The 25615-nt window shown below is 41.3% G+C and carries 22 protein-coding genes and 2 pseudogenes; 19 read left to right on the plus strand and 5 right to left on the minus strand.

All coding sequences use genetic code 11. The annotated features are described in order from the left end of the window. Positions 1 to 35: 35 nt before the first annotated feature. Positions 36 to 2168 carry an anaerobic ribonucleoside-triphosphate reductase gene (gene nrdD / locus OGM16_09225; GenBank protein UYJ45029.1) on the plus strand — a complete coding sequence of 711 codons (2133 nt, stop codon included), beginning with the start codon at positions 36 to 38 and terminating at the stop codon, positions 2166 to 2168. Between the two features lie 200 nt (positions 2169 to 2368). On the opposite strand, the gene OGM16_09230 is transcribed toward nrdD, so the two are convergent. Next, positions 2369 to 2752 carry a helix-turn-helix domain-containing protein gene (locus OGM16_09230; GenBank protein ID UYJ45030.1) on the minus strand — a complete coding sequence of 128 codons (384 nt, stop codon included), beginning with the start codon at positions 2750 to 2752 and terminating at the stop codon, positions 2369 to 2371. A gap of 271 nt (positions 2753 to 3023) precedes the next feature. Between OGM16_09230 and mscL the strand changes: the two genes are divergently transcribed. The 5 genes from mscL (at position 3024) to hflX (ending at position 6893) form a co-directional block, all read left to right on the plus strand. Further along, entirely contained in the window at positions 3024 to 3476 is a 453-nt protein-coding gene (gene mscL, locus OGM16_09235; protein UYJ45031.1) for a large conductance mechanosensitive channel protein MscL, read from the plus strand. Between the two features lie 3 nt (positions 3477 to 3479). Beyond that, complete coding sequence (gene nrdG, locus OGM16_09240; GenBank protein UYJ45032.1) at positions 3480 to 3974, plus strand: anaerobic ribonucleoside-triphosphate reductase activating protein; 495 nt, start codon at positions 3480 to 3482, stop codon at positions 3972 to 3974. A gap of 75 nt (positions 3975 to 4049) precedes the next feature. Further along, complete coding sequence (locus tag OGM16_09245) at positions 4050 to 4571, plus strand: dUTP diphosphatase (GenBank protein ID UYJ45033.1); 522 nt, start codon at positions 4050 to 4052, stop codon at positions 4569 to 4571. Between the two features lie 47 nt (positions 4572 to 4618). After that, positions 4619 to 5626: a tetratricopeptide repeat protein gene (locus tag OGM16_09250; GenBank protein UYJ45034.1), complete on the plus strand. Its 1008-nt coding sequence runs from the start codon at positions 4619 to 4621 to the stop codon at positions 5624 to 5626. 4 nt (positions 5627 to 5630) lie between these two features. Next, the gene (hflX, locus tag OGM16_09255; protein UYJ45035.1) at positions 5631 to 6893 is read left to right on the plus strand and encodes a GTPase HflX; all 1263 of its coding nucleotides are present in this window, start codon (positions 5631 to 5633) and stop codon (positions 6891 to 6893) included. A gap of 102 nt (positions 6894 to 6995) precedes the next feature. Here the strand turns inward: hflX and OGM16_09260 are convergent, their stop codons facing one another. Beyond that, entirely contained in the window at positions 6996 to 7424 is a 429-nt protein-coding gene (locus tag OGM16_09260) for a hypothetical protein (protein UYJ45036.1), read from the minus strand. 53 nt (positions 7425 to 7477) lie between these two features. Between OGM16_09260 and addB the strand changes: the two genes are divergently transcribed. Beyond that, a complete protein-coding gene (gene addB / locus OGM16_09265) occupies positions 7478 to 10954 on the plus strand; it encodes a helicase-exonuclease AddAB subunit AddB (GenBank protein UYJ45037.1) in 3477 nt (1158 codons plus the stop codon). A gap of 3 nt (positions 10955 to 10957) precedes the next feature. Continuing rightward, on the plus strand, positions 10958 to 14866 hold the full coding sequence (gene addA / locus OGM16_09270) for a helicase-exonuclease AddAB subunit AddA (protein UYJ45038.1): 3909 nt from the start codon (positions 10958 to 10960) through the stop codon (positions 14864 to 14866). Positions 14867 to 15033: 167 nt separating this feature from the next. Here the strand turns inward: addA and OGM16_09275 are convergent, their stop codons facing one another. Continuing rightward, on the minus strand, positions 15034 to 16137 hold the full coding sequence (locus OGM16_09275) for a transposase (protein UYJ45039.1): 1104 nt from the start codon (positions 16135 to 16137) through the stop codon (positions 15034 to 15036). 435 nt (positions 16138 to 16572) lie between these two features. Between OGM16_09275 and OGM16_09280 the strand changes: the two genes are divergently transcribed. From OGM16_09280 to OGM16_09330, 11 genes and pseudogenes are all read left to right on the plus strand, one after another. Beyond that, positions 16573 to 16782, plus strand: a complete 210-nt coding sequence (locus OGM16_09280) for a DUF6219 family protein (protein UYJ45040.1) — start codon at positions 16573 to 16575, stop codon at positions 16780 to 16782. Positions 16783 to 16785: 3 nt separating this feature from the next. Then, positions 16786 to 17241, plus strand: a complete 456-nt coding sequence (gene bcp, locus OGM16_09285) for a thioredoxin-dependent thiol peroxidase (GenBank protein UYJ45041.1) — start codon at positions 16786 to 16788, stop codon at positions 17239 to 17241. Then, a complete protein-coding gene (gene yaaA, locus OGM16_09290) occupies positions 17241 to 17990 on the plus strand; it encodes a peroxide stress protein YaaA (protein ID UYJ45042.1) in 750 nt (249 codons plus the stop codon). Before bcp ends, yaaA begins: the two co-directional genes overlap by 1 nt. Positions 17991 to 18117: 127 nt before the next feature. Then, on the plus strand, positions 18118 to 18525 hold the full coding sequence (locus OGM16_09295) for a transcriptional repressor (GenBank protein ID UYJ45043.1): 408 nt from the start codon (positions 18118 to 18120) through the stop codon (positions 18523 to 18525). Between the two features lie 7 nt (positions 18526 to 18532). Beyond that, positions 18533 to 18892, plus strand: a pseudogene (locus OGM16_09300) (flavin reductase family protein). A gap of 264 nt (positions 18893 to 19156) precedes the next feature. Next, on the plus strand, positions 19157 to 19699 hold the full coding sequence (locus OGM16_09305; protein ID UYJ48426.1) for a rubrerythrin family protein: 543 nt from the start codon (positions 19157 to 19159) through the stop codon (positions 19697 to 19699). 51 nt (positions 19700 to 19750) lie between these two features. After that, positions 19751 to 20671, plus strand: coding sequence for an L-lactate dehydrogenase (locus OGM16_09310; protein UYJ48427.1), 921 nt, complete (start codon positions 19751 to 19753; stop codon positions 20669 to 20671). Positions 20672 to 20698: 27 nt separating this feature from the next. Continuing rightward, complete coding sequence (locus OGM16_09315) at positions 20699 to 21073, plus strand: desulfoferrodoxin family protein (protein UYJ45044.1); 375 nt, start codon at positions 20699 to 20701, stop codon at positions 21071 to 21073. A 90-nt stretch (positions 21074 to 21163) separates the two neighbouring features. Next, positions 21164 to 21319, plus strand: a complete 156-nt coding sequence (locus OGM16_09320; protein ID UYJ45045.1) for a rubredoxin — start codon at positions 21164 to 21166, stop codon at positions 21317 to 21319. A gap of 24 nt (positions 21320 to 21343) precedes the next feature. Continuing rightward, positions 21344 to 22576 (plus strand): HD domain-containing protein, encoded by a 1233-nt coding sequence (locus OGM16_09325; protein ID UYJ45046.1) that lies wholly within the window; start codon positions 21344 to 21346, stop codon positions 22574 to 22576. Positions 22577 to 22855: 279 nt separating this feature from the next. Beyond that, positions 22856 to 23197 (plus strand): annotated as a pseudogene (locus tag OGM16_09330) (hypothetical protein). A 75-nt stretch (positions 23198 to 23272) separates the two neighbouring features. Here OGM16_09330 and OGM16_09335 read toward each other — a convergent pair. Continuing rightward, on the minus strand, positions 23273 to 24607 hold the full coding sequence (locus OGM16_09335; GenBank protein ID UYJ45047.1) for a transposase: 1335 nt from the start codon (positions 24605 to 24607) through the stop codon (positions 23273 to 23275). Between the two features lie 168 nt (positions 24608 to 24775). Then, positions 24776 to 25606 carry a thymidylate synthase gene (thyA, locus tag OGM16_09340; GenBank protein UYJ45048.1) on the minus strand — a complete coding sequence of 277 codons (831 nt, stop codon included), beginning with the start codon at positions 25604 to 25606 and terminating at the stop codon, positions 24776 to 24778. Positions 25607 to 25615 lie beyond the last annotated feature (9 nt).

Here is a 25615-nt window from a genome sequence, read left to right on the forward strand (position 1 = left end):
ATATAAACATAAAAACATAAAGGAAAGGTGACGGAATGGACTGCAGTAAGATAAAAGTCGTAAAAAAAGATGGTACAAAAGAAGAGTTTAATGTGAAAAAGGTACTTGCTGCCATTAGTAAATCAGCAGAAAGAGCCATGATCACATTTTCAAGGGCAGAGAAGAACTTTATCTGCGAATTTGTGGAAGAGAAGGCAGAGGAGATGGATCAGGAGCTGATTCCTATTGCCCAGATGCACAACATTGTGGAAGGCGCTCTGGATAAGGTCAATCCTCTGGTTGCCAAAAGTTACCGGGATTACCGGAATTATAAACAGGATTTTGTGCGGATGCTGGATGATGTATACAAGAAAAGTCAGTCCATTATGTATATCGGGGATAAGGAAAACAGCAATACAGACAGTGCCCTGGTTTCTACCAAGCGCAGCCTGATCTTTAATGAGCTGAATAAATCTCTTTACCAGAAGTTTTTTATGACAGTAGAAGAGTTGCAGGCATGCAGAGAAGGTTATATTTACATTCATGATATGTCTGCAAGAAGAGATACTATGAACTGCTGTCTCTTTGATGTGAAAGCTGTCCTTACCGGTGGCTTTGAAATGGGAAATCTATGGTACAATGAGCCCAAAACACTGGATGTTGCCTTTGACGTTATCGGAGATATTGTTTTAAGCGCAGCCAGTCAGCAGTACGGCGGTTTTACAGTGCCAAGTGTAGAAAATATCCTGGCGCCTTATGCAGAGAAATCTTATGCAAAATATCTGGAAAAATACAGAATGCTGGAGCTGCCTGAAGAAAAAGTAGAAGAGGTTGCCCTGGCTGATGTGCAAAGAGACATGGAACAGGGCTTCCAGGGTTGGGAATATAAGTTTAATTCTGTTTCCTCCAGCCGCGGCGATTATCCCTTTATCACCATGACTGCAGGTACAGGAACCAGCCGTTTTGCGAAAATGGCTACCATGACTATGCTGAAGGTACGAAAAGGCGGTCAGGGAAAAGCAGGCCATAAAAAGCCGGTACTGTTCCCTAAAGTGGTATTTCTCTATGATGAGAAACTGCATGGACCAGGCGGTGAGTTAGAAGATGTATTTGAAGCAGGCATTGACTGTTCCAGCAAGACTATGTATCCGGACTGGCTTTCCCTTACAGGAAAAGGTTATATTGCCAGCATGTATAAAAAATACGGAAAGATCATTTCACCAATGGGCTGCCGTGCGTTCCTGTCTCCATGGTATGAAAGAGGGGGCATGCATCCGGCTGATGAAAAAGATGTGCCTGTATTTGAAGGGCGTTTTAATATTGGTGTAGTCAGTCTTCACCTTCCTATGATATTAGCTAAATCAAGACAGGAAGGCCGGGATTTTTATGAAGTCTTAGATTACTATCTGGAACTGATCCGCAAGATCCACATCCGTACGTATGCATATCTGGGTGAAATGAAGGCATCTACCAATCCTCTGGCATACTGTGAAGGGGGATTTTACGGCGGTCATTTAGGACTTCATGATAAGATCAAACCATTATTGAAAACGGCCACTGCTTCTTTTGGGATCACTGCTTTTAATGAGCTGCAGCAATTATATAATAAGAAATCCCTGGTAGAGGATGGACAGTTTGCACTGGAGGTTCTGGAGCATATTAATAAAAAAATCGATGATTTCAAGGAAGAGGACGGCAATCTTTATGCCATTTACGCTACACCGGCAGAGAACCTTTGCGGTCTTCAGGTAAAGCAGTTCCGTAAGAAATACGGCATCATCGAAAACGTGTCTGACAGAGAATATGTAAGTAACGGCTTCCACTGCCACGTAACCGAAGATATTACCCCGATCCAGAAGCAGGATCTGGAATACCGTTTCTGGGAATTAAGCAACGGCGGTAAGATCCAGTATGTAAAATACCCGGTAAGCTACAACAAAGAGGCAATCCGCACATTAGTCCGCAGAGCCATGAGAATGGGATTTTACGAAGGCGTAAACCTGTCACTGGCGTATTGCGATGACTGCGGTCACGAAGAGCTGGAAATGGACGTATGCCCGGTCTGCGGCAGCAAAAACCTGACTAAGATCGACCGGATGAATGGATATTTAAGCTATTCAAGGGTAAAAGGCGATACAAGATTAAATGAAGCCAAGATGGCCGAGATAGCTGAACGAGTAAGCATGTAAAAGCAAAGAGGAAAAACAAGCGCCGCTTTAAAGCGGCATTTGTTTTTCCTTTGCTTTTAACGAACGATCCGTCTGCGATAGCAGACAGTGGAGCGCGTCAGCGTGGGAATCGTGAGTGGACGGAATTTATTCCTTTGCTGGACAGTTTCCATCAGTGTCTTTATACATCAGATCCTGTATACAAAAAAGACATTCAATTTTTATTCTTTTTCTTTCTTCTTCCGCTTCTTTCTGTAAGACCCATCCACCAGACCTTCCAGATAAGCTTCTGCCCTCAGCCGGTTAGAAGGGCCAAGCTGATTGTACAGATTCAGCACATATTCCTGTTGTTTGCTTAAAACAGCCTGACTGCCCTCTGTGCTGTAAAATTCGCTCATGGAGATACCAAAAACCTGGCATATATGACGGATAGTAGGAATACTGGGCACAGTGGTTCGGCGGAAAAGATTTCCTATGCTGTTTGGGGAAATTTCCATTTCCTTTGCAAGGCGGTAGTGGCTCCATCCACGATCATTACACAGCTCCTCTATGCGATCCAGTTCAAAACTCATAATCCATATGCTTTTTGCAGCCTTGGCTTTCAAAAAAGCTTCTCCTTCTGTCGTGTATAAATATATTCCTATTTTATCCCAGTTAAGTTAAAAACATTAGCTTGAAAATACGTGTATAAAATATGAATTATATAGTTCATAAGAGACTAGAAAAAAGAGAATGGAAAAATATGATTTCTGGTATTGGCAAGGAAAATCAAGTGGAAAATTCCCATAGATTATGATAAACTGATACAAGCAGTATACATTGAAAAGCGTGCAAAGCAGCAGTAAAGCCTGCAAATGAAAAATGGAGGCGGGACAGATGAAAAAGTTTTTAGAAGATTTTAAAAAGTTTGCCTTAAAGGGAAACATGATCGACCTGGCTGTAGGTATGATCATTGGCAGTGCATTTACATCTATAGTCAGTTCACTGGTCAATGATATTTTTATGCCGGTACTGAGTATTTTTACTGGAAAAATTGATTTTTCAAACATGTTCATTGCTCTTGATGGAAACAAATATCCTACACTGGCAGCAGCCAATGAAGTGACAGCAACTATTAATTACGGTGCATTTATCACGCAGACGATCAACTTTATACTGATGGCTTTTGTTGTATTTATGGTTATCAAAGGGATCAACAAACTGGAAAAAATTGGAAAAGCTCCGGAAGCACCAAAGGCACCTACAGAGAAAGAGTGTCCTTATTGCAAGAGCATGATCCCAATTAAAGCAGTTCGTTGTCCACACTGTACATCTGAACTGGAGAAATAAAATATGCGTTACCACAACATAACGAAAGACGATATGCTTAACGGAGAGGGGCTGCGGACTGTGCTTTGGGTGGCAGGCTGCAGCCACAACTGTCCTCAGTGCCATAACCCTGTGACCTGGGATATAAACGGCGGTCTGGCTTTTGATGAAGCTGCCAAAGAAGAACTGTTTGAAGAATTGAAAAAGGACTATATTTCCGGTGTGACCTTCAGCGGTGGTGATCCGCTCCATGAAAAAAACAGGGAAGAGATCGGAAAACTGGCAGAAGACATACGGGAAAAATTTCCAGATAAAACTATTTGGCTGTATACCGGTTATGAATGGGAGGAGATCTGTGGTATTCCATTTCTTTCCAATATTGATGTGATCGTTGACGGAGAATTTAAAATAGAAGAAAAAGACAACAGCCTTCACTGGAAAGGCAGCGCAAACCAGCGTGTGATCGATGTGAAAGAATCCCTTAAAACAGGAAAGGTACAGCTTTACAGGAAATACTAAACTAGTACATCAAAACAAAGAACACTAAAACAAAGACTATAAAAACAAGATAACAGGAGTAATACAGAATTAATCATGGAAAGAATTGCAAAATTTTACAAAGTAAGTTATGAACAGTTTGAAGGAGATTGGAAAGATACCTTTGGCCCTATTGAAACAGAAGAAATCAGAAGAATCTACGAAGGAATCCGTCTGCCGGCCAGAGCAACTGCCGGTTCTGCCGGCTACGATCTTTACACACCAGTGGCAATGACCATCCGCCCAGGTGAGACCATAAAGATTCCTACAGGTATCCGTGTGGAAATGAACGACGGCTGGGTACTGGCTGTATTTCCAAGAAGCAGCCTGGGATTTAAGTACCGTTTACAGTTAAATAATACAGTTGGCATCATTGACAGTGACTATTTCTTCTCTGACAATGAAGGTCACATTTTCGTAAAGCTGACCAATGATACAAAGGAAGACAAGACTGTAGAACTGGCAGAAGGTGCCGGTTTTGCACAGGGGATCTTCCTGCCATTTGGCATTACAGAAGATGATGATTGCACAGAAGCAAGAAATGGCGGTTTCGGCAGTACAGACAGCAGGAAAAACTGAAGATATCATGGCAGAACTGTGAGGAATAGAAAGAAGCAGGAGAAATTATGGGAAACAGACCTGTAAACAGAAGAAGGAGAAATACCGGACGTACCGGTCATTACAGAGGAAGCAGCAGGTCAGACACCTTAAGACGGCGTAAAAGGAGAAACAGACGGCTTAAGGCAGTTTTTCTCTGGCTGGTCTGTATTGTTCTTACCGGCTTAGTTATTTTTGGAGCTGTAAAGCTGGTGGGAAAATTTGCCGGTTCCGGAAAAGACAAGTTAAGAAAAGATGGTATTGAAAAGTTAAATGCAGGGGATCCGGAAGGGGCAATAGCAGATCTGGATGCTGCTTTGGAAAAAGCTGGAAATAAATCAAATAAGCCCTCGGGATTTAATGCAGATGTGCTTTGGTACCGTGCAGAGGCAGAGCTTTTATTAAAAGATTATGAAGCTGCTTCCCACACCTATGACCTGATTGCAGAGCAGGGAGGGGATAAGATCTCCTGTCTGTATATGAAGGCAGTATGTGTAGAAAAGCTGGGAGATAAAGATTCTGCTGTTTCTTATTATAGAGAAGCATTAGGACAGGAAAAAGAAGGAAGTCGCTCTGCCGGTTTTGAGGAAGCTCTTATAGCAGCAGGTTCTGCCTGTGTAAATGGGCAGGATTTTGACACAGCAAAAAGTCTTTATGAAGAGGCATTAAACAGTGGGAAAACGGGAGAAAAACTGGACAGCAGGATCTATAACCAGCTGGGGTTATGCCAGATGGCTGAAGAGGACTATAACACAGCTGCTGATTCGTTTGATAAGGGATATAATGCACTGATCACCGGATATAAGGCTGGAACAGGGGCAGAGTTAGACCAGGCAGCAGCTGCTGTTCCACAGGAGGATATCCAGGGAATGACACTTTTAAAAGAGCTGGCTTATAACAAGGCAGTATGTCTGGAATACAGTGGACAGTACCGCGCAGCCCAGGCAGAGTTTGAACATTACATTTCTGTATTTGGTGCAGATGAAAATGCCCAGCATGAGATCGACTTTTTAAAGACCAGACAGGAGGAATCATAAACCGGTGATTGATTTAAGTAAACTGGAAGAACGGGTCATACTGGCAGCGGTAAGCACCAGTGAGACAGATCAGGCAGAAAGCTCTCTGGATGAGTTAAAAGAACTGGCAGATACTGCCGGGGCAAAGACTGTAGGCCGGGTGATCCAGAACCGGGAAAGCATTCATCCAGGAACCTATCTGGGAAAGGGAAAGCTTCAGGAACTGCGGGAAATGCTTTATGAAACAGGAGCTACCGGCGTGATCTGTGACGATGAGCTTTCACCGGCCCAGCTTAAAAATCTGGAAGATGTCCTGGATACAAAGGTCATGGACCGTACCATGGTTATTTTAGACATTTTTGCATCCAGAGCCAATACAAGAGAGGGAAAAATCCAGGTAGAACTGGCTCAGCTGAAATACCGGGCCATTCGTCTGGTAGGAATGCGTTCCTCGCTTTCAAGACTGGGTGGTGGTATCGGTACAAGAGGACCAGGTGAGAAAAAGCTGGAGACAGACCGCCGCCTGATCCACCAGCGCATTGGACAGTTAAAGAAAGAACTGGAAGATGTGAAACGCCACCGTGAGGTTACAAGACAGCAGCGTGGAAAAGACTATGCATTGACTGCTGCCATTGTAGGCTATACAAATGCAGGAAAATCCACGTTATTAAATCGTCTGACAGGTGCCGGGATTTTAGCAGAAGATAAGCTGTTTGCCACACTGGATCCAACTACCAGAAGCTTTACACTGGCAGACGGACAGCAGATTTTACTGACAGATACAGTTGGATTTATTAACAAACTGCCTCATCATCTGGTAGAGGCATTTAAAAGTACTCTGGAAGAGGCGCGTTACTGCGATATCGTCCTTAATGTAGTGGACTGTTCTGATCCCCAGATGGACATGCATATGCATGTGGTCAAAGAGACGCTACGGGAACTGGGAATTACAGATAAGACTGTTGTTACAGTATTTAATAAAACAGATAAACTGGAAGAAAGTGGTCTGCCCATTCCAAGGGATTTTTCTGCAGATTACCAGGTTCGTATTTCAGCTAAATGCGGGGATGGCTTACATGAACTGGAAGAGATCCTTGGAAATATCATTCGCAGTAGGAGAGTTTATCTGGAAAAGGTGTATCCTTATACACAGGCAGGAAAGCTGCAGAGCATACGCAAATATGGCCAGCTGCTTTCAGAAGAATATACAGAAGAAGGCATAAAAGTAACAGCCTATGTACCGGCAGAGCTGTTTGCCGGGCTGTATACTGATATACCGGAAAAATAAGGCTTGGAAGAATGAGATAAAAGGCTGCCGCAAAGAAAAATGCGGCGGCCTTTATGCACTTTCGTGCATTTACAAAGGAGAGTATAGGATAAAATCAGTACATCATCTGCGGGCTTTTAAAAGCGCTGTATCCACTGCTTTCAAAAGGGCAGAGCAGGTATAGCGGGAAGATTCCGGAAAGGTGAGATTTTCCGTGGATTGGGTGCTTAGGATCTGAGGTGCCAGTTCTTCCATAGATGGCTGCATTAATGGGTACATGGTGGAAACAGCTTCATTTAAATGTACCAGGCTTACATCTAAGATCTGGTCACTGTCAACAGTCACTTCCACATTTACCTGCTCATTTCCAAGGGTAAGGCTGGCACTGTAGAGACCGGGTATGTAGAGACCGGAGGATGTAGATGCTTCTTTTTTTGCAGGCCGGAACATGATAAAGCACAGGATGAGCAAAAGGAGGGCAAGACCAATAAAAATGCCCGTGTAGATAACCTCTTTCATCCGCAGCACAACGATCTTTGTCTTTGAACTCATAGGGAAGACCTCTGGGGGAATTTGTTACATCATATGAAAGGAAAGGTAAAAATATGTCATTGCAGTTTATTGCAGGAGGCAGCGGCTCCGGAAAAACAAGATATCTTTATGAAAAGGTGATAAAAGAGTCACAGGAGCATCCGGAAATACAGTATCTTTTTATTGTACCGGAACAATATACCATGCAGACCCAGAAGGAGCTGGTGCGCCTGCATCCCAGACACGGCCTTTTAAATATTGATGTTTTAAGCTTTAAACGTCTGGCTTACCGGGTATTTGAGGATCTGGGAGTGCAGCTTCCGGCGGTCCTTGACGATATGGGTAAATCCATGGTCATCCGAAAAGTAGCTGGAAAGCTTAAAAAGGATTTAAATCTCTACGGCGGACATTTAGAACAGCCTGGCTTTATCAGCCAGTTAAAATCCCAGATATCAGAACTGAGCCAGTATGGTGTCAGTGTGGAAGATCTGGAAATGGTGGAAGAAGAGACGGACAGAACCCTTTTAAAAGAAAAACTGGGAGATTTAAAGAATATTTATAAAGGCTTTAAAGATTATATAGAGTCCCATTACATTACCGCAGAGGAAATCCTGGATATTTTGTGCAGGAAACTGCCTCAGTGGGAGCCATTAAAAAGCAGCGTCATCCTGTTGGATGGTTATACTGGCTTTACACCTGTGCAGTACCGTCTGGTCCAGTTGTTCATGATCCATGCAAGAGAGGTTTTATGCTGTATTAGCGCAGACCAAAGGGAAATGCTGTATAAAGAATGCAGTATGCAGCACTTATTCTACATGGGCCGTCATACAGTGTGCAGATTGAAGAAAATGGCAGAGGAGCACCACATCCCGGTAGAAAAAGAGGTGTGGTGTGATCACCGGCCGGCCTGGCGTTTTAAAGACAGTCCGGAGCTGGATTTTCTGGAACAGAATCTGTACCGGTATAGTGGGAAGATCTGGGAAAAACAGCCGGGAAATATCCTGATCTACAGAGGAAAAAATCCGGCAGAAGAAACTGCCTTTGTATGCAGCTGTATTAATGAGAAGGTACAGAAAGAGGGACTGCGTTACCGGGATATGGCGGTAGTTACAGGAGATCTGGCTTCCTATGGAAAAGAGATCGCCCACCGGTTTGATGAGGCGGGTATTCCTTATTTTTTAGATGATAAGAAAAGCATTCTGGAAAATCCTTTTATTGAGCTTATAAGAGCAGCTTTGGATGCAGTAAAGGAATGCTCCTATGAAAGCATTTTCCGGTATTTAAAAACAGGCTTTGTATATGATGAGCAGTATAGCCCAGATGAGGCGCAGGTGCTGACAGACCGCATGGAAAATTATGCAAGGGCTTTGGGGATAAGAGGCTGGAAAAACTGGGATATGACCTGGGAGAAGCCATGCAGAGGCGGCGAGAGGCTGAATTTAGAAGAACTGAACCAGTATCGTATATGGGTGTTAGAGCCTTTAAAAACACTGCGCCGGGCATTTAAAGAAGAAAACGCCACGATTTCTTCTGTTACTGCGGTTTTGCGCCAGACCCTTGAGACTATGAAACTGGAGGAAAAGCTGGAAAGCTTCAGTGCTTATTTCCTGGAACGGAAAGAACCGGGAGACGAGAACAGGGCAAGAGAATACAGTCAGGTCTATGAACGGGTCATGGAACTGTTAGAACGGTTAGAGGGTCTTTTAGGGGAAGAAAAGGCAGATATGAAAAACTATATCCAGATCCTGGATGCTGGTTTTGAAGAAATAAAGATCGGTGTGCTTCCTGCAACTGCGGATCAGGTGATGATCGGTGATATTACCCGAAGCCGTCTGGAATCTGTAAAGGTATTGTTTTTTACAGGTGTCAATGAAGGCATTGTACCACAGAGGAAAGCAGGGGGAAGCCTGTTAAATGACGGGGACCGTGAGGTATTTAAGAGCCTGCACATGGAACTGGCTCCTACTGCAAGAGAAGAGGGCTGTATCCAGAAATTTTACCTTTATCTTATGCTTTCCAAGCCCTCAGATCAATTGGTGATCACTTATGCAGCTATGAACGGTCAGGGAAAAAGCAGCCATCCGTCCAGTCTTGTAGGTGAGATACGGAAACTGTTCCCAAAACTGGTGCAGAAGGAAGAAACATCCATAGAACATCAGGTTTGGACGTGCAGAGACGGCTTGCAGCAGCTGATCGCAGGCTTTCAGGAAGCAGGGGATAAAAATCTGGATCAGTTAAGGGAAGTCCAGGGAGGATTTCTGGAATTATTCCGTCATTTTTATGGAAAAGAAGAGTATAAAAAGCTGGTAGAAAAGCTGACAGATGCCGCTTTTTTTGTCTATGAAGATAAGGGGATCGGACGTGCGGCAGCCAGGGCACTCTATGGTCAGAACCTTCAGGGAAGCGTTACAAGGCTGGAGCAGTTTGCAGCCTGCGCTTATGCCCATTTCTTAAAATACGGTCTTGAATTAATGGAACGTCAGGAATACCAGTTAGAGGCAGTAGATATGGGAAATCTCTTTCATCAGTCTTTGGACCAGTGCTTTGAGGTGATACATGAAAATGGTATGGACTGGAGCAATATTACAGAGGAAGAGCGGAAGAAACTGGTAAAAAAATGTGTAGATCAGGTAACGGCTCAGTATGGAAATACCATTATGTCCAGTTCAGCCAGAAATACTTATCTGGCAAAGCGTGTGGAGCGTATTACTGACCGTACTATATGGGCGCTGGCAGAACAGGTAAAAAAAGGAGATTTTGTTCCGTCCGGTTTTGAGGTGTCTTTTTCTGCTGTTGATAATTTAAAGGCAATGAAGATACGTCTGTCAGAGGACGAGGAACTGCTGCTAAAAGGCCGGATCGACCGTTTGGACCTGTGTGAAGATGAGAAGCATGTATATGTAAAGATCATTGATTATAAGTCAGGAAATACGTCATTTGACCTGGCGGCATTGTACTATGGCCTGCAGCTGCAGCTGGTGGTATATATGGATGCAGCCCTGGAAATGGAAGAGCGGAAGCATCCAGGTAAAACAGCAGTCCCAGCGGGGATCTTCTACTATAATATTAAAGATCCAATGGTAAAAAAAGAAGGGGAAATGACCACGGAGGAGATTGAAAAGCAGATCTTAAAACAGCTGCGCATGAACGGTCTGGTAAACAGTGACTTAGAGGTCATCCATCACCTGGACCGTGAAATACAGAAGGAGTCAGACGTAATACCTGTTGCAATAAAAGATGGCTACGTTCAGGAGGCAAAATCCAGTGTAGCAGGACAAAAGCGCTTTGACGTTCTGCGCCATTATGTAGGCGGGCGGTTAAAACGTTCCGGTCAATCTATTTTAAATGGGGAAAACGGACTTCTCCCTTACAAAGATGGGGACAGGACCGCCTGCGATTACTGCCCCTATCATGCAGTCTGCGGTTTCGATACAAAAACAGCGGGATACGGCTTTAAGCGGCTGCGCTCTATGAAACCGGAAGAAGTATGGCAGGAGATTGAAGATAATTGCTGTATGAAAACGGATAAAAATAAGAAAGGGGATGAATAAGAGATGAAATGGACAGAGAAACAGCAGCAGGTTATAGACAGCCGCAACAGGAACCTGTTAGTATCTGCAGCAGCAGGAAGTGGAAAAACAGCTGTACTGGTAGAACGCATTATCTCTATGATCAGTGAAGGTCCTTCTCCCTTAAATATTGATCAGCTTCTGGTAATGACATTTACCAATGCGGCAGCTTCTGAAATGCGGGAGCGTATTGGGGCGGCAGTGGAAAAAAAGTTAAAGGAAGATCCGGGAAATGAACATCTTTGGCTGCAGGCGGCGCTGATCCCACAGGCCCAGATCATGACTATTGACAGCTTCTGTCTGGATCTGATCCGGAATCATTATAATACACTGGATATTGATCCGGCATTCCGCATTGGGGACGAAGGAGAGCTGACCCTTTTAAAAGGGGATGTAATGGAACAGGTATTAGAAAGCTGCTATGAGGAAGCAGATGATAGTTTTATTCAGTTTTCTGAGCAGTTTGGCAGCGGAAAGTCTGATAAGGCAATGGAAGATGTGATCTTACAGGCATGGCAGTTTTCACAGAGCCACCCATGGCCGGATGAATGGCTTTTTAAGTGCAGGCAGCAGATGGAGGAAGAAGCAGCAGGAAATCTGGATTCCAGCGTGTGGATGCAGTTTTTATTAAAAGATGTGAGTATTCAGATGGAAGAACTGGCAGCACAGGCAGAGGAAGCGTTAGAAATGACAAGAGAGGAAAACGGGCCTCTGGTGTATGAACCTATGCTGATGAATGATGTAAGCCGGTTAAAGAAGGTAAAAGAGGCAGCTGATACAGGTTCTTTTGAAGCTTTTTACCAGGCTGTAAACGACCTGACCTTTGACCGTCTGGCAGCAGCCAGAAGCAAGGACATTGACCCGGATAAGAAGGCATTTGTAAGCGAGACCCGTACCAGAGTGAAAAAAGCAGCGGAAAAATGCAGGGATACTTATGGAAGTCAGTCGCAGGCAGAGGCGGCACAGGGAATACGCAATACGAAAACAGTAATAAGTGTTTTGTTAGATATGGTAAAGCAGTTTGATACTGCTTATACAGAGGCCAAAAGAGAGAGGAATGTGCTGGATTTTAATGATCTGGAGCATCTGGCATTAAAGGTACTGGTAGAGAAAGCGGAAGATACGGAAGATACGGCAGGTACAGAGTGTGGCAATATGGGGGAAAAGGATGATAGTGTCAAAAATCAGGAAAAAGACATTTTACGTCCGTCTGCAGCCGCTAAAGAGTTAAGTGGACAGTATGAAGAGATACTGGTAGATGAATACCAGGACAGTAACCTTGTACAGGAAACATTGATCCGCAGCATTTCCAGAGAACGGCTGGGGCAGCCTAATGTATTTATGGTAGGTGATGTAAAACAGAGCATTTACCGTTTCCGTCTGGCAAGACCAGAGCTGTTTATGGAAAAATATGATACGTATAGCCGGGAAGAAAGCAGTTACCAGATGATCGAACTGCAGCAGAACTTCCGAAGCCGGGCCAGTGTACTTACCTGTATTAATGACATTTTCTACCAGATCATGACCAAAAATCTGGGCGGTATCCGCTATACCAGGGAAACAGCCCTGTATCCTGGAGCAGAATTTGAAAAAACAGATAAAAGATCAGGAATCCCGGTACAGCTTTTAGTGGCGGACACAGGTTCAGAAGCTTTTAAACAGCTGGACGAAGACGCAGCAGATTATACAGCCAGAGAGCTGGAAGCAAAAATGATCGCAGAGCAGATCAAAAGTTTTACAGATGAGAAAAACGGGCTGTATGTGTGGGATAAAGATCAGCAGGCTTACAGGAAAGCCTGCTATAAAGATATGGTCATATTGCTGCGGAGTATGAGCGGCTGGTCAGAGGTGTTTGTAAATATACTTATGAATGAAGGGATTCCGGCTGTTGCCCAGACGAGGACAGGTTATTTTGCCACCACGGAGGTGGAAACTGTGCTGAGTCTGCTGTCCGTGATCGATAATCCTATGCAGGACATTCCTATGGCAGCAGTTTTGCGTTCCCCGATGATTGGGATGAATGATAATGAAATGGCATGGATGATGGCAGCTTATAAGCGCTATACAGAAAAGAACCAGGACAGAGGTGTATATGCAGCCTGGAAGCTGTGGGAAGAATGCAGATGCAGGAAGATGGATGAAAATACAGCTGAAAATAGTTCAAAAAATAAGACCCAGGAAATATCCGGCGTGGAATCCGATCATAAAAATGAAATCCAGGTTGGCCGTGTAGAAGTTCCTGAAACAATAGCCTATGCTATCTGGAAAAAACTGGGAATATTTGCAGAGCTCACAGATGAACTGCGTCAGGATGCCAGATATCTGCCTGTTTATGAACTGCTGTATCAGATCTACCGGAAAACAGGCTATTATGATTATGTTTCCTCTATGCCGGCTGGTGAGACCCGCAGGGCGAATCTGGACATGCTGGCAGAGAAGGCGGCAGCCTATGCTTCCACCAGCTACAGAGGTCTGTTCCATTTTGTAAGATACATTGAAAAGCTGAAAAAATATGATACAGATTTCGGGGAAGCATCACCGGGAGATGAAGGAAATTCAGTGCGTATTATGAGCATCCATAAAAGCAAAGGTCTGGAATTTCCAGTTGTATTTTTAGCCGGAATGGGAAAGAAATTTAATAAGCAGGATGCTTATGGGCAATTGCTTCTGGATGCAGATCTGGGGGCAGCTGCAGATGAAATGGACTTAAATCTGCGGACCAAAGCCCCGACCCTGAAAAAACTGGCTATTAAGCGGCGTATGGAGCTGGAATCCATGGGAGAGGAACTAAGGGTACTCTATGTTGCCATGACCCGTGCAAAAGAGGTTCTTGTAATGACAGGAACAGACCGTTCCCTGGAAAATAAGCTGGAAAAATGGTCACAGCTGTCATTAACAGATGGCCAGATCCCATATACCATCCTTTCATCGGCAGGCTCATTTTTAGACTGGGTACTTATGGCCAGACCAGCTGTACCCGCGGGACATATGAAAGTAAGGGAGATACAGCTTGACCAGTTAGTAGGACAGGAACTGAAACGTCAGATGGAAAGGCAAAATGCAAAAGAAGAGCTGCTGAACCTGGATACCAGTCAGGTTTATGATAAGAAAATGAATAAACAGCTGGAAGCAGCGTTAAATTATGCTTATCCATATGCAGATGATACGAAGCTGTATACCCAGATGTCTGTATCAGAACTGAAAAAGCAGAGCCAGATCGGACGAGAAGAGGAAGACATGGGAACCTGGCGGGAAAGCATGTGGAAAATGGAAAACGGTCATGATGGAAGGCTGGAACATGGAACACAAAGTGAGGAATCTGAAAATAGCAGTACAGACGACAAAACAGAAAAAAATGGCAGGAAGGGTGCATTCAGGGGAACTGCCTATCATCGTGTATTGGAATGTCTGGATCTGACAGCTGTCAGTGATCAGAAAAAGCTGGAATCTAGCTTATTAGACCTGTACCAGCGGGGATTCCTTACAGAAGAAGCCTATGAGTCTATTTTTATATGGGATATCTGGAAATTTCTGGAAAGCTCTTTAGGACGCCGGATGGCATTAGCCCAAAAAGAAGGAAAGCTTCACAGAGAACGTCAGTTTATGATCGGTATTCCGGCCAGTGAAATGCAAAATGGCCCAAAATCTGAGGAACTGGTGCTGATACAGGGAGTAATTGATGCCTATATTGAAGAAGAGGACGGATTTATCCTGATCGACTATAAAACAGATCGTGTTCCTAAAGAGGAAGAAGCTGGGGAAAAGCTGTTAAAAGAAAGATATCAGGTACAGTTAGATTATTATGGAAGGGCACTGACCCAGCTTACAGGCAAAAGGGTAAAAGAAAAGTGGATCTACTCCTTTGGATTGAGGAAAGCAGTCCAGTTAAAATGATGCCTACTTGGATACTATACCACTCACTTGTCTGCGAATTTGATTGCACAGGTCTAAATGCCTCAGAGTAGCCCAGATTCAAAAGGACGCATGAAAAAACGAGAGTTTTTTCATGCGTCCTTTTGCTTATGGTTATAATAATAGTTATATTACACCACTTTACAACTTTATAAATGATAGACTTGTTGATGAATCAGCTGTTTTAAGGTCTTTGTCATAGCATTTGATTTTATATGTGTTTCGATATTTTTCACGAAAGTGGAAAAAAATATCTGACTGCGAATGCCCTGACTTAATTCAAAACGAAACTCCTGTACGCTTTTTGTACGGTACTCAGAAAAATGTTCGTTCTGATAGGGCAGAATCTTCATGGCACAGTAACTGATGTTGATCAGATTAACCAGCATTTCAATCCCTTTGCAGCTTCGCACCATATAGTTGCAAAAAGACCAGAACGTTTTCTGTTCACAATAGCTTGTTTCAATATTCCAGCGAAACGAATATAGCAACAGTGGAATGTATTTCATACGGTCACTTCCGGTCTGGTTCAATGGTGCTTTTTCCTGCCATGCACAGAAAATCTGTAGATCTTCCGGGAAAATGGTACTGAAAAACAGTCGTTTTGTACCATGTTCTTTTTCTGTGGCAGTGACATAGGCAAGGATTTCCCTGTTGCCGAAGATCTTAGCGAGAACCCGGCGGACACCGGTATAATAATCACCGATCTTTTCATTGGAAAACGTAAAATCTGTTTCAACAGAAAGACGTTTTCCATGTTTGGCAGGACGTCCCCGATGACCGGTCTGTGCAGGTGCAAGATCATACATGACAGAATCAATCCTTGCATTGCTAATCAGATCCAGATCCGGATATTCATCAATGATGGATACCAGGTTCTGTTTTGTATACCAACTGTCACAAAGGATGACGACATGATCTTTGCTGTGAAATTCAGGCATAACCTGCCGGATCATGGAGGCTGCCAGTTCCAGTTTAGACTCTTTTTTCTGCCACATACGATAACCAAGAGGAACGGAAAGATAAAATACTTTATCCCCATTCCAGACAGGTACGCAGAGCATGACACTCACAAAGCAGTGTCCATTCAGATAGTTGGAACCGTTGTGTGCGGCGTGGTCAAACAGTTTTGAAACATTTTCAAATTTTGTGCCAAATTTAGATACCATCGTATCATCCACACACAGAAATACAGGCTGCGTCTGCAATGAATCCGGTATCAGCTTCAAAGCAATCCTGACAGTGGTATTCATAAATCTGGAATAATCAACCTTTGCATAGGAACATGCATAATAAAATACATTCAGTGATTTCTCCGTTATTCCGGATAAAAAATGCTGATACAGAAACCAGATGGAATGTGCAGCTTCTAAGGTCAATATGGATAATATCAGCAGAAATAAGGTATCTGCTGTCGGAACAGAAAAAGTTTCAAAATAAATCAAAAAATATTGATGAAGTCTACCAATCAGTGTTTTTTCGTTGTATAATGTTTTTGTCGTACAGGGTCACTTTCCTTTGTAATGTTTTGGGTCAAATTCATTATACATCAGAAAGTCCTGTACGATATTTTTTTATGAAAAAGTTGTAAAGTGGTGTTAAATAAAAGAAAACTATGAAAAATGCTGGTGTTGAAAAATAATAAATTGTTGTATTATGATGTTGATAATAAAATATGGAGGTGTATCATGAAAGCACATAAATATTGGTCAATCGGAGCAATAGTTACAATGGTTGGAACTTTTTATACAGGATATAAAGGGTTAAAAGCAGCACACAAATACTTTGCATTTGGCTCTCTGATATGCATGATTATGGCAGTCTATTCTGGTCATAAAATGATTTCTGGCAATAAGAGGACAAGAAAACAGGTGGAATTGAAAGAAGTGGAGGAATAAAATATGTTAGAAGTAGGAAAAAAAGCACCGGACTTTGAATTGCCGGATCAGAATGGAGAAATGCATAAATTAAGTAATTATTTAGGTAAAAAAGTAATTTTATATTTTTACCCAAAGGATAATACACCAGGCTGTACAAAACAGGCATGTGGTTTTTCAGAGCGTTATCCTCAATTTACCGAAAAAGGTGCGGTGATCCTTGGAGTAAGCAAGGACTCTGTAGCGTCTCACAAGAGATTTGAAGAAAAATACGGACTGGCATTTACGCTATTAGCAGATCCGGAGCGTAAAGTTATTGAAGCATATGATGTCTGGAAAGAAAAGAAAAATTATGGAAAAGTATCTATGGGTGTAGTAAGAACTACATATCTTATTGATGAGCAGGGAATCATTATAAAGGCAAATGATAAAGTCAAGGCGGCAGATGATCCTGAAAATATGCTTAAGGAATTGGCATAATGAAGATTATTTTATCACCTGCAAAAAAGATGATTGTAGATACCGATAACTTAGCACCGGTTGAACTACCTGTCTATATTGATAAGACAGCAGAAGTATTAAACTGGATGAAAAGCAAATCAAAAGAAGATCTGAAAGCTATCTGGAAATGTAATGACAAGATTGCAGAGCAGAACTTTAACAGATTGGAAAATATGGATCTTTATAACAGGCTTACTCCGGCTGTTTTAGCATATGAAGGGATTGCATTTCAATATATGGCACCATCTGTGTTTGAAATCCAGCAGTTTGAGTATTTGCAAAATCATTTAAGAATCTTGTCTGCGTTTTATGGCATTTTAAAACCAATGGATGGTGTGACTCCTTATCGTCTTGAAATGCAGGCAAAGGTTGGAATTGGAGATGCAAAAAATCTGTATGAGTACTGGGGAGAATTGTTATACCGCTCAGTAATCGATGACAGTAGGATTATCATTAATCTTGCATCAAAAGAATACTCAAAATGTATAGAAAAGTATCTGACACCACAGGACAGATATATTACGATTGTATTTTGTGAGTTATCCGGAGATAAATTGGTAACAAAAGGTACCTATGCCAAGATGGCTCGTGGTGAAATAGTCAGATTCATAGCGGAAAATAATATTGAAAATCCGGTGGAGATTCAGAAATTTGACAGACTCGGATATTCGTTTAGGTCTGATTTATCTTCAGATTCAGAATATGTATTTGAACGCAAAATAAAATAGTTATTCAGGAAAAAGATGTTCAGTTTGGCAGCTTTTATAATAATGAGAATTATTACTATTTTTATTGACAATAGTATGATAGTGGTATATAATCCTTATTAAGAACTAATCCTAATAAGGAGGACGAATGACAAGTAGGAGAAATACCATTCAAAAAGATCTTGTAAGAAATACCGTATACGAAATGAGAAGACATGTTACGGCTAATGAAGTGTATGAATTTATAAAAGAAGCATATCCAACAATTGGAAAAGGAACTGTATATAGAAATCTTGATATATTGGTAGAGGAAGGTGCATTAAGAAAGGTTGAAGTTCCGGATGGACCGAACCGATTTGATTTTACATTGAAAAATCATTACCATGTAAGATGTATAAAGTGCGGTGAAATTTTTGATGTGGATATGGATCAAATACCGGATTTGCTGGAAAGAATTCATAACACTCATGGAATTGAATTTGTGGATTATGATATTTCATTTAAAGGCATTTGCCCGAAATGCAGGGAGAAGGTAAAGGAGGAACAGCATGGATAGGAAAGCAATGTATAAGTTGAGTTATGGACTGTTTATATTGACCGCTAAAGAAGCAGAAAAAGATAACGGATGCATCATTAATACAGCCATTCAGGCAGCTTCGGAACCAAACCAGTTAAGTATCTGTGTAAATAAGGCAAATTATACGCATGATATGATTCAAAGAACCGGAAAATTTACTGTATCAGTCTTAAGTCAGAAGGCACAATTTGAATTGTTCAAACATTTTGGCTTCCAATCAGGAAGAGATACCAATAAGTTTGAAGCATTTGAGCAGTGTGCCAGGGGCACGAATGGTATTTATTATATTACAGAAGGTACAAATGCATACATTTCTGTGACAGTTACTAAAACAGAGGACTTGGGTTCACATACGATGTTTATCGGTGAGATAACCGATATGGAAGTTTTAAGCAATGTTCCTTCAGTAACATATGATTATTATCAGAATAATATTAAGCCTAAGCCACAGGAGGTTGGAAAAACAGAGGTCAGTCAGACAATATGGCGTTGCAGAATTTGCGGATATGAATATGTAGGCGAGGAATTACCGGATGACTTTATATGTCCTTTGTGCAAGCACCCGGCATCAGATTTTGAAAAAGTAGTAAAGAAAACGGAGGTAAAAGAGATGGCAGAAAACAAATATGCAGGAACACAGACAGAGAAGAATTTACAGGAGGCATTTGCAGGGGAATCACAGGCAAGAAATAAGTATACCTATTTTGCTTCTGTAGCGAAAAAGGAAGGTTACGAGCAGATGTCAGCATTGTTTTTAAAGACTGCAGATAATGAGAAAGAACATGCAAAGATGTGGTTCAAGGAATTAGCAGGAATTGGTGATACAAAGGAAAACCTGGCGGCAGCGGCAGAAGGCGAAAATTATGAGTGGACAGATATGTATGATGGCTTTGCTAAAACAGCTGAGGAAGAAGGATTCCCTGAGCTTGCAGCAAAATTCAGGGCAGTAGGTGAGATTGAGAAGCACCATGAGGAAAGATATCGTGCACTTCTTAAGAATATTGAAACTGCACAGGTATTTGAAAAGAGCGAAGTTAAGGTATGGGAATGCCGTAACTGCGGACATATTGTGGTAGGAACTAAGGCGCCTGAGGTATGTCCGGTATGTAACCACCCAAAGAGCTATTTTGAAGTACATGAAGAAAACTATTAAGGAGATGAGATTATTACGAAGAAGAAAGTGATTAATTCAAAAAAAGCAGTAATGATAGGCTGTGGCTTTGTTGGTTCTGCATCGGTATTTGCTCTGATGCAGAGTGGCTTGTTTACAGAGATTGTCCTTATCGATGCAGATAAGAACAAGGCAGAAGGAGAAGCGATGGATATCAGTCATGGTATTCCATTTGCGAGTCCGATGAAAATATATGCCGGAGATTATGATGATGTGGCTGATGCTGCAATTGTTGTCATATCTGCCGGAGCGGGACAGAAACCGGGAGAGACAAGGCTTGATCTCGTAAATAAAAATGTAGCAATATTTAAGTCAATCATTCCTGAAATAGCAAAGAGAAATTTTGTAGGTATCATGCTTGTAGTTGCGAATCCGGTAGATATCCTGACTCAGGTAGCCATAAAGTTATCAGGACTTCCAGAAAACAGGGTTATTGGATCGGGTACTGTGTTAGATAGTGCCAGATTAAGATATAAGCTTGGTGAGCATTTATCTGTGGACAGCAGGAGTGTTCATGCATTTATAGTAGGTGAGCATGGAGACAGCGAAGTTGTAGCATGGTCATCAGCCAATGTATCTGGTGTTCCATTAAGTGAAATGTGTGAAATGCGTGGACATTACAAGCACAAGGAAAACACGGCAGAAATAGCTACAGCAGTCAAGAACAGTGCTTATGAGATTATAAACAAAAAGCACGCTACATATTATGGAATTGCAATGTCTGTAAAAAGAATCTGCGAAGTGATTATGAGAGATGAAAAATCAATACTTCCTGTATCACACATGATTCATGGAGTATATGATATTGACGGAGTATCGTTAAGTATGCCAGCTATTGTAGGTGCAGATGGTATTGAGTCTGATATACCTATTAATTTAAGTGGCGAGGAAGCGTTAAAGCTTAAGGAATCTGCAGATTCATTGAAAAAGATTATGGAGACAATTGAATTATAAATTTTACACATGGAAGGAGAAAAAGGCATGGAAGTAAGGTATTATATTTGTAAGCATTGTGGAAACATTGTTGAAAAGGTAAAAGATAAGGGTGTACCTGTAATTTGTTGCGGAGAATCTATGCAGGAATTAAAAGCCGGAGTGACAGATGCTGCTGTCGAGAAGCATGTACCTGTATATACGATAGAAGGCAGTCATGTTCATGTCGTGGTCGGAGAGACAAAACATCCAATGCTTGAAGAGCATTTCATTGAGTGGATTACATTAAATACAAACCAGGGAATATACAGAAAACAGTTAAATCCAGGGCAGGAGCCGGTAGCAGATTTTTGTCTTTGCGATGGTGAACAGGTAGAAGAAGTATATGGATATTGTAACCTGCATGGATTATGGAAATGCTAAAAGCATTTATACATATTAAGGTTACAGAACAACACAAATATAACAGTAATATAGGCTGTGTATTAATATATTTACAAGGAGGAACAACGAATGAAATACGTATGTGATGTTTGCGGATGGGAATACGATGAGGAGAAGGGCTATCCAGAAGGTGGTATTGCACCTGGTACAAAGTGGGAGGATATTCCAGAAGATTTTGAATGTCCGTTATGCTCTGTAGGAAAAGACCAGTTCTCAGAAGAATAAATGTATTATGATAGGATTATACCAATGAAAGAAGAACTAAGTATAGATATCATCGGACTTGCAGGAGCCTATTCTTATGCTTTGGACTGTATAGAAGCAGAGTTGGTAAATATCAAAAACAAACATGGAAAAAGAGTGGCTTATATAAGTATATGCATGGCTGAATATTGGAAAATTCAAGGTGATGAATTACAAGATTTAGCCATGTGTGCTTTACTGCATGATAATGCTTTGACACAATATATTTCGGAAGAACTGAAAAAGGATTCCGTCATTAATTGTAAAAAAGATTTATCCGAGAAAAAAACAAATTTTCATTGTATTTATGGTGAAAAAAATATTACTAAAATTCCATTTAAAACAGATGTGTCAAATGTGATTTTGTATCATCATGAACATGCCGATGGAACTGGTCCTTTTCAAAAAAAGTGGAATGAAATTCCATTGTTTGCAAGGATTATTCATCTTGCAGATACCATTGATATTATAGGAAATAATACGGGATCTGGAAATAAAAGTTGGAATTTTATATGTCAGTACCTTTTAAAAAATAGGGATGGATTATTCGATTCAGAATGTGTGAATGCCTTTTTTCATGCATTCCCACATTCTGAATCATTTATATGTTTAAGTGATAATTCTTTTGAAATGAAGCTATGGGAGATTATCCCAAGACAAAAACAGGTTTTTGATTGGAAAACGTGTAAAAATGTCGCAGATTTTTTTGCAAAGATTGTAGATTATAAATCTTCTTTTACAAGCAGACATTCTATAGGAGTGGCTGAAAAAGCAGCTTTTTTTGCTCAATATATCGGATATGATTCTATTAATGTGCAAAAAATTTATTTGGCTGGTGCACTGCATGATATTGGGAAGATGGCAGTAGGCAATGAAATTTTGGAAAAACCGGATAAGCTTACGGATGATGAATTTTCAAAAATGAAGAATCATGCTGGCTATACATACCTTATATTATCAGAGGTTAATGATTTTGAAGAAATACGAGATTGGGCAGCTTTCCATCATGAAAAATTAAATGGAAAAGGGTATCCTTTTGGAAAAACCGCAGCTGAATTAAATGAGCCGGAACGTATTATGGCATGTATTGATATTTATCAGGCATTAACCGAGGACAGACCATATAAGAAAGGTTTATCGCACGAAAAAACGTGTGAGATGCTCGATGACATGGCGCAGAAAGGTTTTGTTGATTCGGATATTTCCAAGAAAATTAGGGAATGTTTTGGTGGAATCTAACATTAAAAACGAGAAAATATAGGAAATTCATGAGAAATGCATTTGCCTATTATGAATAGTGTTGAACAGGTTCACCACTTTACAACTTTTTCATAAAAAAATATCGTACAGGACTTTCTGATGTATAATGAATTTGACCCAAAACATTACAAAGGAAAGTGACCCTGTACGACAAAAACATTATATAACGAAAAAACACTGATTGGTAGACTTCATCAATATTTTTTGATTTATTTTGAAACTTTTTCTGTTCCGACAGCAGATACCTTATTTCTGCTGATATTATCCATATTGACCTCAGAATCCGCACATTCCATCCGGTTTCGGTATCAGCATTTTTTATCCGGAATAACGGAGAAATCACTGAATGTATTTTATTATGCATGTTCCTATGCAAAGGTTGATTATTCCAGATTTATGAATACCACTGTCAGGATTGCTTTGAAGCTGATACCGGATTCATTGCAGACGCAGCCTGTGTTTCTGTGTGTGGATGATACGATGGTATCTAAATTTGGCACAAAATTTGAAAATGTTTCAAAACTGTTTGACCATGCCGCACACAACGGTTCCAACTATCTGAATGGACACTGCTTTGTGAGTGTCATGCTCTGCGTACCTTTTGTACCACCGGTCGTTTTTCATGATACCAAAGGTACCTTCTGCCTGAATGGATCTGTTCATCCTTAGAAGCGCTCACTGGATACTTTCGAGATTTTCTATCACTTCCTGATGCATCACTGTAAGTTCGCGGTTGATCTGAACAGTACGGTTTTTGTCTGTCTTTTTACATTGTTCTGCGTATGGACAGCCGGAGCAGTCTTCACACTGGTACACTTCTTCCTGACGCCCATACTTGTTCCCTTTTACGTTTTTTCGATACTGAAGATAAAAGTCTTTCCCGTTTGGGCAACGCATGATTCCGTCTTCCCCGATTGGAAAATTTACTGCACGAAATGGATCTTCATGGTATTTCTTGTCAGTAGTCTCTTTCTTGAACATGGGAAACTTCATATATTTTTCCATTCCTTGCTGCTCACAGAAGATGTAATTGTTGTAAGAACCATATCCGGCATCTGCTACTGGGTACTTCGGATAGAAGCCATATGTAGTATAAAACTTGTTTATTAATGGAATAAAACAATCCATATCTGAGCGATACTGATTTACATCAACAACAGCAATGTATTCATCTGCAACACCGACCTGTACATTATAAGCTGGAAGCAACTGGTCATTTCCCATGTAGTCTGTCTTGATTCGCATAAAAGTGGCTGAATGATCTGTTTTCGGGTAGCTGTTGCGATCTTCTCCACAGATTTTGATTTTTTCCACGTATTCTTCCAACTTAGCAGCATACTCTTTGAGTTTCTCATAATGACGTTGTTGTGTAGTTTTGCGATGTCCCCTGCCATGAACAAACATTGCTTCATTAATCTGCCAGACTTCTTCATACTGTTCAGCAGCTTCCTTCAGATACTCTGGTGCGTACTCACTATTGATACAAAGTTTCATACCTGTACATGAAAGTTCCTCATTGATTTCCTCAAAGAGTGTGGTGGTCTTACCAAAGAGACGGTATCTGGATTTTTCGGTTGCTTTTTTCCATACCCAGGAGTATTTATTCGCATTTGCTTCAAACTTGGATCCATCAATGTATAGATGTTGAAGATCCACATGCTCTGTCTCGAAGATTTTTTTGTTTATATCTTGAAATATTTCTTCAATGGAATCAGCAAGTACTTCGTTGATGAAGTAGCCGAAAGTACGGTAAGAAGGTGCTTGATGATCCATAAGATACATGAAGCGGAGATTGATTTTACACTGATCCTCCAGTTCACGCAATGATATATAGCCATTCGCCATAAATCCAAACAAAACTGTTTTCAGCATGCTGACCGGGTCATACCTGAGTCTTCCTGTATAATGTTGAGGAATATTTTTCAGATATTTCTCCAGTTCGATTTCTCCCATAAATCTGTCAAAAGTCAGCACTGGATTACAGATGTCCAAATAATCTTGAATTAGCATTGGCAAAACTGCCTATTTGGGGTTAGAATAGATTATGTTATTAATTTTCATTGCAAGTTAATTATAACAGAAAGAAAGACCTTGAGTTCATTATAAACTCTTGGTCTTTCTTTTTTGGGGGACTATTCTTTTTTCACAGCCCCTTTAAACTTTGTGATCCTGGTATCATCAGATCGCTACGGGAACCTTGTGATCAAATGGATGATACTGATAATTTTCCAGTTTGAAGCTGTCAGTTGTAAACTGGTAGAAATCTTTTATTTCTGGATCAACCCATAAAGTTGGCCCTGGCAGAGGCTCTTTCTTTAAAAGTTCTTCTACCATAGGAATGTGACGGTCATAAATATGTGCATCTGCGATCACATGGACCAGTTCGCCCACTTTCAGGCCGCTTGCCTGGGCAAACATGTGCATCAGCACTGCATACTGGCATACGTTCCAGCTGTTGGCAGTGAGCATATCCTGTGAGCGCTGGTTTAAGATACCGTTTAAAGTGTCTCCGGATACATTAAAAGTCATGCTGTAAGCACATGGATACAGGTGCATTTCACTTAAATCATGATGATTGTAAATATTGGACATGATGCGGCGGCTTAAAGGATTGTGCTTTAAGTCATAAAGGATACGGTCTACCTGGTCGAAATCGCCCTCTTTATAATGGTGCTTTACCCCCAGCTGATAACCATAGGCTTTTCCGATACTGCCAGTTTCGTCAGCCCAGGAATCCCAGATATGGCTTTTTAAGTCGTGTACGTTGTTGGACTTTTTCTGCCAGATCCACAGCAGTTCATCTACTGCAGATTTAAAATAAGTACGGCGCAATGTGATCACCGGAAATTCCTTTGTCAGATCATAACGGTTTACAATACCAAATTTTTTGATGGTATGAGCAGGAGTGCCGTCTTCCCACACAGGGCGGACTTCATGGTCTGTATCCCATACTCCATTTTCAAGAATGTCTTTGCAATTTTTTATAAAAAGCTGATCTGCGTAACTCATGTAGATTAG

The sequence above is a fragment of the Lachnospiraceae bacterium genome (assembly GCA_025758065.1).
Classification (GTDB): domain Bacteria; phylum Bacillota; class Clostridia; order Lachnospirales; family Lachnospiraceae; genus Enterocloster.